This is a genomic window from Paeniglutamicibacter terrestris, from assembly GCF_012271785.1.
GTDB classification, from domain to species: Bacteria; Actinomycetota; Actinomycetes; order Actinomycetales; family Micrococcaceae; genus Paeniglutamicibacter; species Paeniglutamicibacter terrestris.
Genome location: NZ_JAAWVT010000001.1, coordinates 1,132,955 through 1,146,527, shown reverse-complemented (window position 1 = coordinate 1,146,527; position 13,573 = coordinate 1,132,955). Strand labels below are relative to the sequence as shown.

Below are 13,573 nucleotides of genomic sequence, written 5' to 3'. Positions count from 1 at the left end.
ATGAGCACCACAACACTGACACCTCAGAAAAAACCCAGACGCTCCATCAGCGGCTGGAAAGCCACCGCAGCGGTGGCCATGTCCAACTACATGGAAGCCGGCGCGATCATCGCTCTGGCCACCAGCCTCACACTCTGGCAAGGTGCCTTCGGCTTTGACGACGCCCTGGTCGGCGTCATCGCAGCGGTCTCGGCCAACGCCTTCGGCTCCGCAGTGGGTGCCGCGATCGGCGGACCACTCTGTGACCGGCTGGGCCGCAAATTCATCTACACCTACGATCTTTTGGTGTTCATGATTGGCGCGCTGATGCTCACCTTCGCCAGCGGCGTGGTGCCGCTGATGATCGGCGTCATCCTCATGGGCATCGCCGTGGGCGCAGGGGTGCCGGCATCCTGGACCTACATCGCCGAGGAAGCACCGAGCGAACACCGCGCGGCCCACGTGGGCGCCGCACAGCTGGCCTGGTCCATCGGCCCGGCCATCGGATTTGCCTTGGCCATCTTGGTCGCTCCGCTGGGGGTGATGGGCAGCCGCTTGATCTTCCTGCACCTGTTCATCATCGCCGGCATCACCTGGTGGGTGCGCCGCGGTCTGCCCGAATCCAAGGCGTGGAAAACTCTGCGCAAGGAACAGGTGCGCATCGGTACCAAGATCTCCTTCTTCTCGGGCATGCGCGGACTGTTCAGCAACCGCAAGAACTTTGGCGCACTGGCCTTCCTGCTCGGTGTGTACGGACTCTGGAATACCGTGGCAGGCCAGTCGGGCATCTTCCAGCCGCGGGTGTACGCCGCAGCCGGAGTGGAGAGCGCAACCCACCAGAACCTTTTGCAGGTACTGGTCTGGACCCTCACGGCACTGGCCACCTACTTCGGCTTTATGCGTTACGGAGATAAGGTCAGCCGCCGCTGGCTGTACTTCGCCGGCGCCCTGTTGGGCGTCTCCGCCTGGGTCGTGCTGATCTTCGCCCCTCCGGGCGCCTTCTCGCTGTTCTACTTCGCCGTCGCGTGGGGCGTTTCCGCCGGACTGGGCGCGCAGGCGTTTTATGGCCTCTGGGCCGCCGAACTCTTTGCCACCAAGTACCGCGCCAGCGCCCAGGGTGTGCTGTTTATGCTCGCCCGCGTCATGGTTGGCCTGTTGTCCCTGGTCTTCCCGATCATGCTCAACAGCATCGGGCTGGAAAAAGTCGGGATGATCATCATCGGCCTGCTCGTCGCGGCGTTGCTGATCGGCACCATTTGGGCCCCGGATACCCAAGGCAAGTCCCTCGAGGACATTGAGTCACAACGCTATGGCGCGGCCCATGCCGCGGCCAAAGTCTAAAAAACGTATCGAGCTGGAGAGAATCATGACCTCAACTACCGCACACGAACTCATCACCCGATCCAACCGACTGGGTGCCGATAAAAAGAACACCAATTACGCCGGCGGCAACACCTCGGCCAAGGGTATCGACCGTGACCCGGTCACCGGCGAGGACGTTGAACTGCTCTGGGTGAAGGGTTCCGGCGGAGACCTGGGAACCCTGACGGAAGCCGGGCTCACCACGCTGCGCCTGGATCGCATGCGGGCCCTGGTCAACGTCTACCCGGGCCTGGAACGTGAGGATGAGATGGTGGCAGCCTTCGACTACTGCCTGCACGGCAAGGGTGGAGCCGCTCCGTCGATCGACACCGCCATGCACGGACTAGTTAACGCTCCCCACGTGGATCACCTACACCCGGATGCCGGTATTGCCATCGCCACCGCAGCGGACGGTGAGGTGCTGACGCAGAAGATTTTTGGCTCCAAGGTGATCTGGGTGCCCTGGCGCCGTCCCGGTTTCCAGCTGGGCCTGGACATCGCGGCCATCAAGGAAGCCAACCCGGAAGCCATCGGCTGCATTCTCGGTGGCCACGGCATCTCCGCCTGGGCAGATACCAGCGATGAATGCGAGGCCAACTCGCTGTGGATCATCAACACCGCCGCCGCTTACATCGAAGAAAACGGTTCCCCGGAGCCCTTCGGCGCCGTGGTGCCGGGCTTTGAAGCCCTCAATGACACCGAACGCCTGGCTCGCGCCGCGGCACTGGCGCCGACCATCCGCGGGATGGCCAGCCGGGACAAGCCCATGGTCGGACACTTCAGTGACGATGCGCGTGTGCTGGATTTCCTGTCGCGGGAAAAGCTCGCTCCGTTGGCAGCCTTGGGCACCTCCTGCCCGGATCACTTCCTGCGCACCAAGATCAAGCCGATGGTCCTTGATCTGCCCGCTGACGCCACGATCGAGGAACAGCTGGCCCGCCTCGGTGAGCTGCACACCGCTTACCGCGCCGATTACGCTGCCTACTACGAGACCCACGCCGATGCCACCAGCCCGGCGATGCGCGGAGCCGATCCGCTGATCGTGCTGGTTCCGGGTGTTGGCATGTTCTCCTACGGGGCAAATAAGCAGACAGCACGCGTGGCGGGGGAGTTCTACCTCAACGCCATCAACGTCATGCGCGGCGCCGAGGCACTGTCCACCTACACCCCGATCTCCGATGCCGAGAAGTTCCGCATCGAGTACTGGGCGCTGGAAGAGGCCAAGCTGGCCCGCATGCCCAAGCCCAAATCTCATGCCGGGCGCATCGCCTTCGTCACCGGTGCCGCCTCCGGCATTGGCAAGGCCATCGCCACCCGGCTGGCCGCAGAGGGCGCCTGCGTCGTGATTGCCGACCTAGATCTGGCCAAGGCTCAGGCTGCAGCAGCGGAACTAGGCAACACGGACGTGGCCATCGGCATTTCGGCCAACGTTGCCGATGCCGCAGCGGTGCAGGGCGCCATTGACGCTACGGTGCTGGCCTTCGGCGGCATCGACCTGGTGGTGAACAATGCCGGGCTTTCACTGTCCAAATCGTTGTTGGATACCACCGAGGCCGACTGGGATTTGCAGCACGACGTGATGGCCAAGGGCTCGTTCCTGGTTTCCAAGGCAGCTGCCAAGGCCTTGATCGATCAGGGGATGGGAGGGGACATCATCTACATCTCCTCCAAGAACTCCGTCTTTGCCGGTCCGAACAACATCGCCTATTCCGCCACCAAGGCAGATCAGGCACACCAGGTGCGCCTGCTGGCCGTGGAACTGGGCGAATATGGTGTGCGCGTTAACGGCATCAATCCCGATGGGGTGGTGCGCGGCTCGGGCATCTTCGCCTCCGGCTGGGGCGCCAACCGCGCCGCCACCTATGGTGTGGATGAGGAAAACTTGGGCCAGTTCTACGCGAACCGCACCATCCTCAAGCGTGAGGTGATTCCTCAGAACGTGGCAGATGCCGTGTACGTGCTCACTGGTTCGGAACTCACCCGCACCACCGGACTGCACATCCCGGTGGATTCCGGTGTTGCGGCGGCCTTCCTGCGATGAGTGAAGCGAAGTCAACGGTTCCGGGCCGAAACGCTCCGGTGGCAGCCATCGATTTGGGTGCCACCAGCGGACGGGTGATGCTCGGCGAGCTGGTCGATGGCAAGGTGGTGCTCACCCAGGTGCACCGCTTCGCCAATGGCGCGGTCCCGCTCTCCTCTTTCGAGGCGACGGCGGCACCCGATGCGTTGGCCTGGGACCTAGATGAGCTGTGGACCCAGATCCGTCACGGGTTGGCCCTGGCCTTTGCTCAGCGCCCGGATATCGCCTCCATTGGTGTTGACTCCTGGGCCGTTGACTACGCGTTGCTCAAGGACGGGCAGCGGCTGGGGCAGGTGCGGCACTACCGCGATCCGCGCAATGAGCGGGCCGTCGCTCAACTGGAAAAAACGTTCCCCCGAAGCGAGCTCTTTGGACGCAACGGCCTGCAATTCCTGCCGTTTAACACCATTTATCAGCTGGAGGCCGAGCGCGGTGACACGCGTCTGGCCTTAGCCGATACGTTGTTGCTGGTCCCTGACTACATCAATTGGCTGCTGACCGGTGTTAAGGGTGCCGAGCGCACCAACGCGTCGACCACCGGACTACTCGACGTAAACACGGGTACCTGGGATGCTCAGCTGGCGAAGCATCTCGGTGTTGATCACATCCTGCCGCAGGTACTGGGGCCCGGCGTCACGGTGGGTACCCTGCTGCCCGAACTTGCCGCGCAACTGGGTGCCGCTGGCAATGTCGCCGTGATCGCCGTGGCCTCCCACGACACCGCCAGTGCCGTGGTCGCCGCTCCGTTGGCTTCGGCGCACGCAGCCTATGTCTCCTGCGGAACCTGGGGGCTGGTGGGTGTTGAATTACCGGCGCCAGTGCTTACGCAGGCGGCGCGAGCGGCCGGCTTTACCAACGAAATGGGTCTGGATTCCACGGTGCGGTTGCTTAAAAACGTCACCGGGACCTGGTTGCTCAGCGAGTCGATCAGGTACTGGAATCTTCACTCCGCCCCGGGGGACACCGTGAGCTTGGAAGAACTCCTTCCCGTGGTCGAGGCCCTTGATGCCCCGAACGTGTTGATCGATCCGGCTCAGGAACGGTTTATGGCCCCGGGAGATATTCCCGAGCGCATCGTTGCCGCAGTCATGGAGGCCGGAGGGGCGCGTCCAACATCCCGTGAGCAAATTTTACGCATCATTCTGGACAGCTTGGCGAGCAGTTTTGCCTTTGAGGCATTTGCCGCCGGTGCCCAGGGCGGATTTAAGCCAGAGACCATCCACATGGTCGGTGGTGGCTCGCAGAGCGCGCTCCTATGTCAGCTCACCGCCGACAGATCTGGTGTTCCCGTGGTGGCTGGTCCGGTGGAGTGCACGGCACTGGGCAATGTCTTAGTGCAACTGCGCACGCTGTCCGGCGAGAGCTGGTCTCTGGCAGATATGCGGACCTTGGTTCGCGACTCGGTGGCCATGGAACATTATGTTCCCCGTGGAGTCAGTGCAGCGATCTCGGGCAACTAGCGGGCATAAGACAAGCCGCCCCGGCTTTCCCCGTCAGCGTGGCACGCTGGCGAGGGAAAAACGGGGTGGCTTGCTTGTTCCAGGAAAGCGGCGCCTATTTTCCGTCGTGCACGCGCTGGATGAAGCTCTGCACGTGGTCTTGGAGCACCTTGATGCGTCGTTCCATCTCTGCCTCGCGGTCAAAGCCGATGTAGGGAAGGGACTGCATGGTGCGCACGTTAAAGGAACATTCGAAGTTGGCGCAGAGCAACATGCCGATGCTGTCACCGTCGCGCCCGGCCTGGCCACCTGCCTTGGCGTTGAAGAAGACCACGTCATTGGGCAGGTTGACGTCCTCGCACCACGAGCATTGGGCGCGGTTTCGAATTTTGCCATCGGCCTTGCGAAGCATGATTCCCACGCGGAGATCATCGACCACGCTGATGATGTAACCGACCTGGGGAAGTTTGGGATCTCGCCAGCCTAGGAAGTCAATATTTTCCCACGTGATGGTATCGAAATTGGCTGGCAGGGTGAGAGCTTTGCGTTCGCGAAGCGAGGCGTTGATGAAGGAGGATCGAATGAGATTTTCGGTCAGCGGAAGCATGGAAAATGATGCCAATCTGTCGGTATCCCTCAGGGCGCACGGCGGTCATGAGGGAAGAAATTCGGGTGGGGAAGCACAGCGGAGCTAGAAGTCCAGATCGTGATTGATCGCGCTGGCTGTGTATGCGCCGAGTCAGGGCGCGGAAGATCACCGGAAAACGACAGCGTTATCTCGAGCCGGCGGAAAATACGCCGGCTACCTCCAAGCGCCACGCGGGCAGGTTAGATGAGATTAAACGGGTCATGGAAAAAGTATACCCAGTGATGAAACCAGGTCTGCGGTCCTAATAGTCGTTCAGGAGGCTCCGCAGTGGGGTCCAGCCCATGGGAAGTGGTCCGCGAATATCTGCCCGCAGCCGGTCAGCGGCCGCAGACCACCCCTGTGCAGCATTCAGGCCGGGCGCGCCAACAGCGCCACGGGCCACCCGAAATCCGACGTCTTCGAGGATGGCGTCCGGTGCGCTTCCACGACGTACCGACGCCCGGGCGCTGTATGGGGCATCGGCCCAACCGCCTCCGCGCAGCGAACGGTAAGAGCCGTAGCGTGCAACATCGGCATAATCCCAGCACCATTCCCACAGATTCCCGATCATGTCGTAGAGCCCGAAGTCATTTGACTCCTTGCGCGCCACCGGCTGTGGGCCACCCATCTGATCGCCTTGGGTCCAAGCAATCTCGGCCAGCGCGCCATAGGTGGGCGTGGTGGTTCGGGCGCGGCACGCCCATTCCCATTCGGCCTCCGTGGGAAGGCGGTACCCGTTAGCCGACACGTCCCAGCTGACGCTGGTGTCATTGAAGGTGTAAGCGGGGGAGAATCCTGCGAACTGCGAAGCCTTGTTGCACCAGCGCACCGCATCAAAAAAGGTGACGGGATGAACGGGAATCTCCGCTTCGGAGCTCTCGGGTCCTAATTCTCCGCATAGATGTGCCCATTGCCCGCGAGTGACCTGGGTTGCTGAAATGAGGAATTCCGCTAATTCAACATCGCGCACTGAGTTGGTCCTGGCGTTTCGCATAGTGATAGTTCCCGCCGGAACCGGCTTCATTGGCGCATGAATGCCACCGCCTCCTGCCTGCGGAACTGGTTCAAAATCAGAGTTCATGCTTCCAGTCTTATCGATGACTCCGGCCAAAACCACAAAGGAGGAACTAGACGCGGTGGAGGCCGTTGTCTCCATCCGTCAGATAGGGCGAAAGTGATCCGTTGGCAGGGTGATTTGAGGGGTGAATTTACGGCATTCGGAGAGCCGCGACCTATATCAACCACTTTATCCAAGTGATTGATTATATGATGGTATGAGGTTTTTACGCCACCATCAAATACGAGGAGTCATGCTGCATCCCAGGGACAAGCAATTTCAGAGGTTGGGACGGGCTATGCCCTGCCTGCGATCATTGCGAGGACCTTCCCGTGGCCGTTGGCAGATCTTGACCGAACAACCGAGGAACCTGCGGGGCGTGATTTCATGGTGAACTGGGTCCGTGTTAACGGTTTTGGCATGATGTGGACGGCGGCCATCACTTTCACCATTTTCATCGCCATTAGCAATAACAGCGTGGGTGGATTGGCGAAGTACCGGATGCTTAACTCCGTGCTTCTGGTGTCCTTTAGCTTCGTCCTGCTCACAGCGCTGTTCAGCGCCCTTGCCGCTAAGTGCCTGAAGCTGGCCACCTGCTCGGCAGGCATGATTGCCGTCGGGTTGGCATGGCTCTTTTCCGCTCCGCTGGCCGCACTGATTAATACCGGAGGAAACCTCGGCGATACCTTCGAACTGATTCCTGGTGACTGGTTATGGGCCGTGGTGCCGGTGGTGATTTATGCCTTGTTGATTGTGCGGGGCAAATTGCGCAGTCCCAGAAATCCGCCAGTGGCCTCGGCCTGATCTCGCTGACTCTACAGCCGAGAAGGAACGCCTCACTAGCCTTGGCGGAGGCGATCGAGTACCAGTCCCAAGGCGGGCCAGTTACTGCGACCACGTCGGGTCCGCGCGTAGGCGCGCAATCGAAGATCTGGATTGCGCAGCGGCAGGATCGTGAGCCCGGCGCGTACGGGGCGATTCTCGGGAAGTAGGCCCACGCCGAGCCCGGCAAGAATCAGGTCCTCAACCAGGTCCAGACTGTCGGACTTGTGGCTCATTGTTGGCTCAAATCCGGCCATGGAAGCAAGTAAGCGCAGAACATTTTCGTCGGCGATATTGCGCGAATTGCCGATCCATTGATGGTGCTGGAAAGCGGAAAACACCTCGATGGCCCCGATCTCCCGGCCTAAACCGATGAACTTCTGCGCGTCCGCGCTGGGTACTCCCAACCCCCAGGGTGCACTCCACAGTGCCAAGGTTTCCACGTCGTTCCCGACCGGGTCGGGGGAGAGGTTGTAGTCGTAGGTTAGGGCCAGGTCGATCCCATCCACGGCCAGTTGGTTCATGGCCTCGCTTGGTTCGTGTTCCAGCACCATGATTCCTAGTTGCGGATGCCGCAGAGCCAGATCTTCGATGATGGGCATCAGTGTCGCTCGGATCGCTGTGGCGAACCCTGCCACGCGTAATGTCCCCGTTGGTTCGGCCCGGGGATCAAGGTCCAACCGTGCAGATTCAACTGCAACGAGGATGCTCTGCGCGTGTTCGGCAAGTCGGCGCCCGGCGGGAGTTAGCCGAACCCCGCGACCGTCGGGTTCCAGGAGGCGCACACCGGCTTCCCGGGAGAGCTGGGCGATCTGCTGAGAAACGCTGGAGGTGGTGGTGCCCAACAGATCGGCAACTGCTCGCATCGATCCCATGCGGGAGAGCTCATAGAGGTACTGAAGTCGACGCGTTTCCATGAACTCTATTGTGCAGGATTCGTGAACAATATGTTGATAATTCTCGCGTGGACGTGGATGACGGGTCTCGTCTTTACTTGGAGGCATGAGTACAACCCCCGCCCTTGTTAAAAACACAGCACCCATTGGATCGATGATGGCTTTCGGTGCGATGGCATGTGTCCAGCTGGGACTTGCTGCATCCCTCAAACTTGCCGATGACATGGGACCGACGGGAGTCGCCTGGCTGCGACTGGCCTGGGCGGCCATCATCTTGGTGGTCATCGCTCGCCCCTGGCGACTTCGCTTTAGCCGCTCGACGTTGGGGATCTGTGTCTTACTGGGCCTTGCCACCGCGGGAATGACCCTCGGATTTATGTTGGCAATCGAACGCATTCCGATGGGTACTGCCAGCGCGCTGGAGTTTCTGGGCCCACTGTCCATCGCCGTGATTCAGGGTAGGGGTGCGGGGCGTTGGTGGGCGCTGGTGGCGGCCGTCGGGGTGTTGGGGCTGACCGAGCCCTGGCACGGTGCCACCGATATGACTGGCGTACTTTTTGCCCTGGGGTCCGCCGTCTGCTGGGCCGTGTACGTTGTGCTGACTCAGCGTGCCGGCGACGCGGTGGATGGCATCGGCGCTCTGGCGATTTCCATGCCGGTGGCGGCGGTGGCAGCAACCTTTGTGGTGGGGCCATCGGTTGTCGCGGAGCTGGACCTGCGGCTGATTCTGTTCGGATTTGGCATCGCGCTTTTGCTGCCGGTGATCCCCTTCAGTCTGGAAATGCTGGCGCTGCGCAAACTCAGTGCCTCGGCCTTCGGGACACTCATGTGCTTGGAGCCAGCCATCGCCCTGGTGGTCGGGTTGGTATTTATGCACCAGGTGCCGCGTCCCCTCGCCGTGGTGGGCATTGTGCTGGTCATTCTGGCCGGGATTGGGGCGACACGAACGGGCGAAAGAGCCCAGCCTGTTGCCGATCAACGCTCTGCGGACGCCGAGGAACCACTGGCTTCGGGGATCGGTAGCTGATCCCCGAAGGACGCTTTCAGCGCGTTGGCTCCGTTTCAAACTCACGATGAGTGTGAAACGGAGCCAACGCGTATTCCAGAGGCCTGCTAGCTTTTCGAGTCGTTGAGCTTCGCTAAAAGGTCGGCGAAACGACGCACTTCCTCGGTGCCCCATTCGGACAGGCGATCCTGGAGCATCCTGCGGTCACCCGCCAGCATGGTATCCATCCGCTGGCGCCCCTCGGTGGTCATGCTGACCAACTGTGCGCGCCCGTCTTCGGGGTCCATGCGCCGCTCAGCAAGTCCCAAACACTCCAGGCTCTTGATCGTCCGGCTCATCATTGCCTTGTCGATCTCCATCTGTTCGGCCAAGAAGCCCTGTTGCTTGGCTCCGGAACGAACCAGCAGCGTGAGGACCTTAAAGCCCATCATCGATAACTGCGGATCAATCGCTGCGGCCCGGGTCTTCAGGCTGTTCTTCGCGTTGACCATCAGAATGCCGAATTGCCGCTCGACTTCGTCAACCACTTCCCAGTGAATCGGATCACCAGCGCCGGTAGAGGACTCGGCCGGCGCGGCCGCGCTGTGCATGATTACTTCCGAATCAAGGGATTCTCGGTGGTTGCCTGCGGAGTTGCTGCTATGGCAGCCTCGCTGACCTCCACGAGGTTTTCCTCGGCCTCGATCAATGCGGAGTTCTCGCCGGCTTCCGCGGCATCGGCCGTTGCCCGCTCGTGGCGAGTCTGGCTGCTCAACTCTAGGTTTGGAAGGAAGACAATCGCGAGGATGGTCAGGATGCTCAGTGGGGCGGCCACAATAAAGACGTAGGCGACGGCATCGCCGTAGGAGGCCTCGATGATGGTGCGCACCGATTCGGGCAGGGAATGAACGGCGGGGATGTTCCCGGAGGCCAGCGAGGCGGCCAGATCCTTGCCCTTTTCGCCGAGCCCGGCAATGGCGGCGCCCAGTTCGGCGCTCTTGGCGGCCATCAGATCCGCGACCTTGGTGGCCATCAGGGCCCCGAGGACCGAGACGCCGATGGTGCCGCCCAAGGAGCGGAAGAAGGCAATGCCGGAGGAAGCCACGCCTATTTCGGCCGGGGTCACCGCGTTCTGGACGATCAGCACCAGGTTCTGCATGACCATGCCCAGGCCAGCGCCGAGGATGAACATGTAGACGGAAACCAGGACGAAGTTGGTGTCGTAGTGGATGGTGCCCAGCAGGTAGAGTCCGGCGAGCTGCAGCACCGAGCCGATGACCATGATGGCCTTCCACTTTCCGTGCTTGGAGATCATGGCGCCGGCAATGGTGGAGACGATGAGCAGGCCTGCCATCATCGGAATGGTCATCAAACCGGACTGGGTGGCGTTAGCGCCACGAGCCAGCTGCATGTACTGGGCCAGGAAGACCGAGGTGCCGAACATCGATACGCCCACGGAGATCGAGGCAACCACCGAGAGGGTGAAGGTTCGGTTTTTGAACATGCTCAGCGGGATGATCGGCTCGGAGGCCTTGAGTTCCACGATGACGAAGGCGATCAACGCGATCAGTGCGCCGCCGACCATCCATGCGGAGGTCGGTGAGGCCCATTCGAAGTCCTTGCCGGCCAGCGAAACCCAGATCAGCAGCGAAGAGACACCTGCGGAGAGTAATACGATGCCCGCGTAGTCGATCGATACCTTGCGCTTGGCCTGGACCGGAAGGTGAAGCGTCTTCTGGATCAGGACGATGGCGATGGCGGCGAAGGGCAGGGCGATAAAGAAGTTCCAGCGCCAGTTGATGGCGTCGGTGATGAATCCACCGATCAGCGGTCCGCCGACTGTGCCAAGGGCCATGACGGCGCCGAAGAGGCCCATGTACTTGCCGCGTTCACGCGGGGAGATGATGTCGGCCATGACGATCTGGGTCAGCGCGGTTAATCCGCCGGCGCCCAAGCCCTGGAACACGCGCATGGTAATGAGCATGTTGGTGTCCTGCGAGAACCCGGCGATGGCCGAGGCGACGACAAAGACCAACAAGGAGAGCTGCAATAGCAACTTGCGGTTGGCCAGGTCGGCCAGTTTGCCCCAGATGGGGGTCGAGATGGTGGTGGCCAGCAGTGTTGCCGTGACAACCCATGTGTAGGAGGTCTGGTCACCGTGCAAATCGGAAACGATGACTGGAAGCGAGGTGGACACGACGGTGCCGGCCAGGATCGAAACGAACATGCCCATGAGCAGGCCCGTGAGTGATTGCATCACTTGGCGGTGGGTCATGCCCGATTCGGACAACGTCGGCTCCGCCTTGATGGTGGATGACTGGGACAAAACGGGACTCCAAAGAACGGGGGGAATATGGTTGATTGATATCAACTATATGAAAATGGTTGCGAAATGGCAACCAATTTCGTTGTGATCTGTAACTAGTCTCTCGAGGTGGGAAAGGTTGCTGGTGGCCTTAGTTTGGCCACGAAATCAGCGTTGGTTTAACGAAGAACTTCCTTGATATGCCCGTTGGCATGGGTGGATGGGATGCTGGCTGGTCGGGGCTAAGGGGGTCAAGTCGGACAATCGTCGGCGGGTGTTGAGTCCTGGCAGAGATGTTGCCTTGACAGCGTTTTGTGAGGGATGACATAGTTCAACACATGAACCTGTCAGACAGCCGGACGGCAGGACCGCAACCCATTGTCCGGGTAAGCGCGGCCGAGGCCGTCTTCACGGCAATTCGCGATGCCATCGAGTCCGGGGAGTTGCCCGTGGGCCACAAGCTGAGCGCCGAATCGGTGCTTGCCGCGAAATTTGCCGTCAGCCGTTCGGTAGTTCGCGAGGCCCTACGCTCCTGCGCGGCACTCGGGCTCACCGAGACGCGCACCGGCAAGGGCACATTTGTCATCGCCAACCGATCGGGCGCTGATTTAGTGCTCGGGCAGTTCTCGGCACGAAGCCTGATGGAGGCTCGCCCGCACATCGAGGTTCCCGCCGCAGCCCTCGCGGCGCAGCGGGCCACGGCGGAGCAGCTCGAGCAACTGCGCGGCATCATCGACGCCATGGAAATCGAAGACGATCCGGAAATGTGGGTCACGCTTGACGCAAGCTTCCACGCCACCATCGCGGCGGCCAGCGGCAATGGTGTTTTTGAACGGGTAGTTAACGACATTCGCGACGCCATGGTTAACCAGTCCGAAACCCTCAACCTCATTACCGGCCGCCAGCACCCCTCGGATGCCGAGCACCGAGCCATCTTCACCGCCATACAGGGCGGCGACGGCACCGCGGCGGCGCAAGCCATGTCCGCACACCTCGTGGCCGTCGACGCAGCACTCACCCAGATCCTTGGAGCAACAAAAGCATGAACCTCGCCAGCTTCCCCGCCCACACCCCGATTGCCGTGCAAACCCGTGGCGAAAAGGTTGAGAGCGTCCACTTCGGCTCACTCGTGGCACTGGACGCGGCGGGAGAAATCGTTGTGCAGCGCGGCGAACCATCGGCCCTGATGTACCCGCGTTCTGCCCTGAAGCCGCTCTTCGCCGTCGCCATGGTGCGCGCGGGACTTGCCCTGCCGGCCGAGCAGCTGGCCCTGGCTGCCGCCAGCCACTCGGGCTCCGCCGATCATCGGGATACGGCCGCAAAGATTCTGGCCGAAGCGGGTGTTGAAGCCGCGGCACTGGGCAACTCCACCGACCTGCCCTACGGTGTGGCCGAACGTGAAGCCTGGATTCGCGAAGGCAACGGAGCCACGCAGCTGGCCCAAAACTGTTCGGGAAAGCACGCGGCCATGCTGGCCACCTGTGTGCTCAACGGCTGGGACACCACCACGTACCTACAGCACGAGCACCCGCTGCCCACCCTGATGCGCGAGGTAGTTGAGGAACTGACCGGCGAGCCCATCACCGTGATCAGCACCGACGGCTGCGGCACCGAGGTCTTCGCCCTCTCGCTGATCGGCATGGCGCGGGCGTTCAGTGCCCTGGTCAGCGCACCCGTTGGTACCGCCGAGCATGAGGTGGCCGCCGCCATGCGGGCCTACCCCGAGATGGTCGCCGGAGAGGGACGCGATGTCACCGAGTTGATGCGCGCGGTGCCCGGACTGCTGGCCAAGGACGGGTTTGAAGGAATTCAGTTCATTGCACTTGAGGATGGATCGGCCGTGGCGCTGAAAGTCGCCGATGGATCGGACCGGGCCCGAATGCCCGCAGCCGTCCCCGCCCTCGAGGCGCTGGGTGTTAACCCCGAGCTATTAATACCGTTTAACAATCTGTCAGTGCTCGGCGGCGGCCATAACGTCGGTCACCTGGCGGGTTTGCCGCTGCCGTAGTCGCGCACCGCC

At 61.6% G+C, this 13,573-nt stretch carries 12 protein-coding genes; 7 read left to right on the top strand and 5 right to left on the bottom strand.

Annotated elements, in window-relative coordinates:
- Genes HED64_RS05060 through HED64_RS05050 form a run of 3 tightly spaced genes read left to right on the top strand, consistent with a single transcriptional unit; the run spans window position 1 to window position 4,881 of the window.
- A complete protein-coding gene (locus HED64_RS05060; RefSeq protein WP_210149206.1) occupies window positions 1–1,320 on the top strand; it encodes an MFS transporter in 1,320 nt (439 codons plus the stop codon).
- A gap of 25 nt (window positions 1,321–1,345) precedes the next feature.
- Window positions 1,346–3,382, top strand: coding sequence for a bifunctional aldolase/short-chain dehydrogenase (locus tag HED64_RS05055; protein WP_168150950.1), 2,037 nt, complete (start codon window positions 1,346–1,348; stop codon window positions 3,380–3,382).
- A complete protein-coding gene (locus HED64_RS05050; protein ID WP_168150949.1) occupies window positions 3,379–4,881 on the top strand; it encodes a rhamnulokinase in 1,503 nt (500 codons plus the stop codon). Before HED64_RS05055 ends, HED64_RS05050 begins: the two co-directional genes overlap by 4 nt.
- Window positions 4,882–4,975: 94 nt before the next feature.
- Here HED64_RS05050 and HED64_RS05045 read toward each other — a convergent pair whose 3' ends face one another.
- Complete coding sequence (locus HED64_RS05045; RefSeq protein ID WP_342590653.1) at window positions 4,976–5,482, bottom strand: FBP domain-containing protein; 507 nt, start codon at window positions 5,480–5,482, stop codon at window positions 4,976–4,978.
- Window positions 5,483–5,750: 268 nt separating this feature from the next.
- Window positions 5,751–6,569: a formylglycine-generating enzyme family protein gene (locus tag HED64_RS05040; RefSeq protein WP_245325628.1), complete on the bottom strand. Its 819-nt coding sequence runs from the start codon at window positions 6,567–6,569 to the stop codon at window positions 5,751–5,753.
- Window positions 6,570–6,932: 363 nt separating this feature from the next.
- On the opposite strand from HED64_RS05040, the gene HED64_RS05035 reads away from it, so the two are divergent.
- A complete protein-coding gene (locus HED64_RS05035) occupies window positions 6,933–7,349 on the top strand; it encodes a hypothetical protein (RefSeq protein ID WP_168150948.1) in 417 nt (138 codons plus the stop codon).
- A gap of 35 nt (window positions 7,350–7,384) precedes the next feature.
- On the opposite strand, the gene HED64_RS05030 is transcribed toward HED64_RS05035, so the two are convergent.
- Window positions 7,385–8,284 (bottom strand): LysR family transcriptional regulator, encoded by a 900-nt coding sequence (locus HED64_RS05030; RefSeq protein ID WP_168150947.1) that lies wholly within the window; start codon window positions 8,282–8,284, stop codon window positions 7,385–7,387.
- A gap of 85 nt (window positions 8,285–8,369) precedes the next feature.
- Here HED64_RS05030 and HED64_RS05025 point away from each other — a divergent pair, with 85 nt between their 5' ends.
- A complete protein-coding gene (locus tag HED64_RS05025) occupies window positions 8,370–9,290 on the top strand; it encodes an EamA family transporter (protein WP_168150946.1) in 921 nt (306 codons plus the stop codon).
- A gap of 86 nt (window positions 9,291–9,376) precedes the next feature.
- Here the strand turns inward: HED64_RS05025 and HED64_RS05020 are convergent, their stop codons facing one another.
- Both HED64_RS05020 and HED64_RS05015 read right to left on the bottom strand, forming a co-directional pair.
- Window positions 9,377–9,859, bottom strand: a complete 483-nt coding sequence (locus HED64_RS05020; protein ID WP_168150945.1) for a MarR family winged helix-turn-helix transcriptional regulator — start codon at window positions 9,857–9,859, stop codon at window positions 9,377–9,379.
- A 2-nt stretch (window positions 9,860–9,861) separates the two neighbouring features.
- Complete coding sequence (locus HED64_RS05015; RefSeq protein WP_168151148.1) at window positions 9,862–11,523, bottom strand: MDR family MFS transporter; 1,662 nt, start codon at window positions 11,521–11,523, stop codon at window positions 9,862–9,864.
- A 368-nt stretch (window positions 11,524–11,891) separates the two neighbouring features.
- Between HED64_RS05015 and HED64_RS05010 the strand changes: the two genes are divergently transcribed.
- Together HED64_RS05010 and HED64_RS05005 are read left to right on the top strand one after the other, a co-directional pair.
- The gene (locus HED64_RS05010; protein WP_168150944.1) at window positions 11,892–12,599 is read left to right on the top strand and encodes a FadR/GntR family transcriptional regulator; all 708 of its coding nucleotides are present in this window, start codon (window positions 11,892–11,894) and stop codon (window positions 12,597–12,599) included.
- On the top strand, window positions 12,596–13,561 hold the full coding sequence (locus HED64_RS05005; RefSeq protein WP_168150943.1) for an asparaginase: 966 nt from the start codon (window positions 12,596–12,598) through the stop codon (window positions 13,559–13,561). Before HED64_RS05010 ends, HED64_RS05005 begins: the two co-directional genes overlap by 4 nt.
- Window positions 13,562–13,573: the final 12 nt, after the last annotated feature.

What these genes read in the sequence shown, in the direction of transcription:
- HED64_RS05060 (WP_210149206.1), top strand. Translation starts at nt 1, where the DNA reads ATGAGCACCACAACACTGACACCTCAGAAAAAACCCAGACGCTCCATC.
- HED64_RS05055 (WP_168150950.1), top strand. Translation starts at nt 1,346, where the DNA reads ATGACCTCAACTACCGCACACGAACTCATCACCCGATCCAACCGACTG.
- HED64_RS05050 (WP_168150949.1), top strand. Translation starts at nt 3,379, where the DNA reads ATGAGTGAAGCGAAGTCAACGGTTCCGGGCCGAAACGCTCCGGTGGCA.
- HED64_RS05040 (WP_245325628.1), bottom strand. Translation starts at nt 6,569, where the DNA reads ATGAACTCTGATTTTGAACCAGTTCCGCAGGCAGGAGGCGGTGGCATT.
- HED64_RS05035 (WP_168150948.1), top strand. Translation starts at nt 6,933, where the DNA reads ATGGTGAACTGGGTCCGTGTTAACGGTTTTGGCATGATGTGGACGGCG.
- HED64_RS05030 (WP_168150947.1), bottom strand. Translation starts at nt 8,284, where the DNA reads ATGGAAACGCGTCGACTTCAGTACCTCTATGAGCTCTCCCGCATGGGA.
- HED64_RS05025 (WP_168150946.1), top strand. Translation starts at nt 8,370, where the DNA reads ATGAGTACAACCCCCGCCCTTGTTAAAAACACAGCACCCATTGGATCG.
- HED64_RS05020 (WP_168150945.1), bottom strand. Translation starts at nt 9,859, where the DNA reads ATGCACAGCGCGGCCGCGCCGGCCGAGTCCTCTACCGGCGCTGGTGAT.
- HED64_RS05015 (WP_168151148.1), bottom strand. Translation starts at nt 11,523, where the DNA reads ATGACCCACCGCCAAGTGATGCAATCACTCACGGGCCTGCTCATGGGC.
- HED64_RS05010 (WP_168150944.1), top strand. Translation starts at nt 11,892, where the DNA reads ATGAACCTGTCAGACAGCCGGACGGCAGGACCGCAACCCATTGTCCGG.
- HED64_RS05005 (WP_168150943.1), top strand. Translation starts at nt 12,596, where the DNA reads ATGAACCTCGCCAGCTTCCCCGCCCACACCCCGATTGCCGTGCAAACC.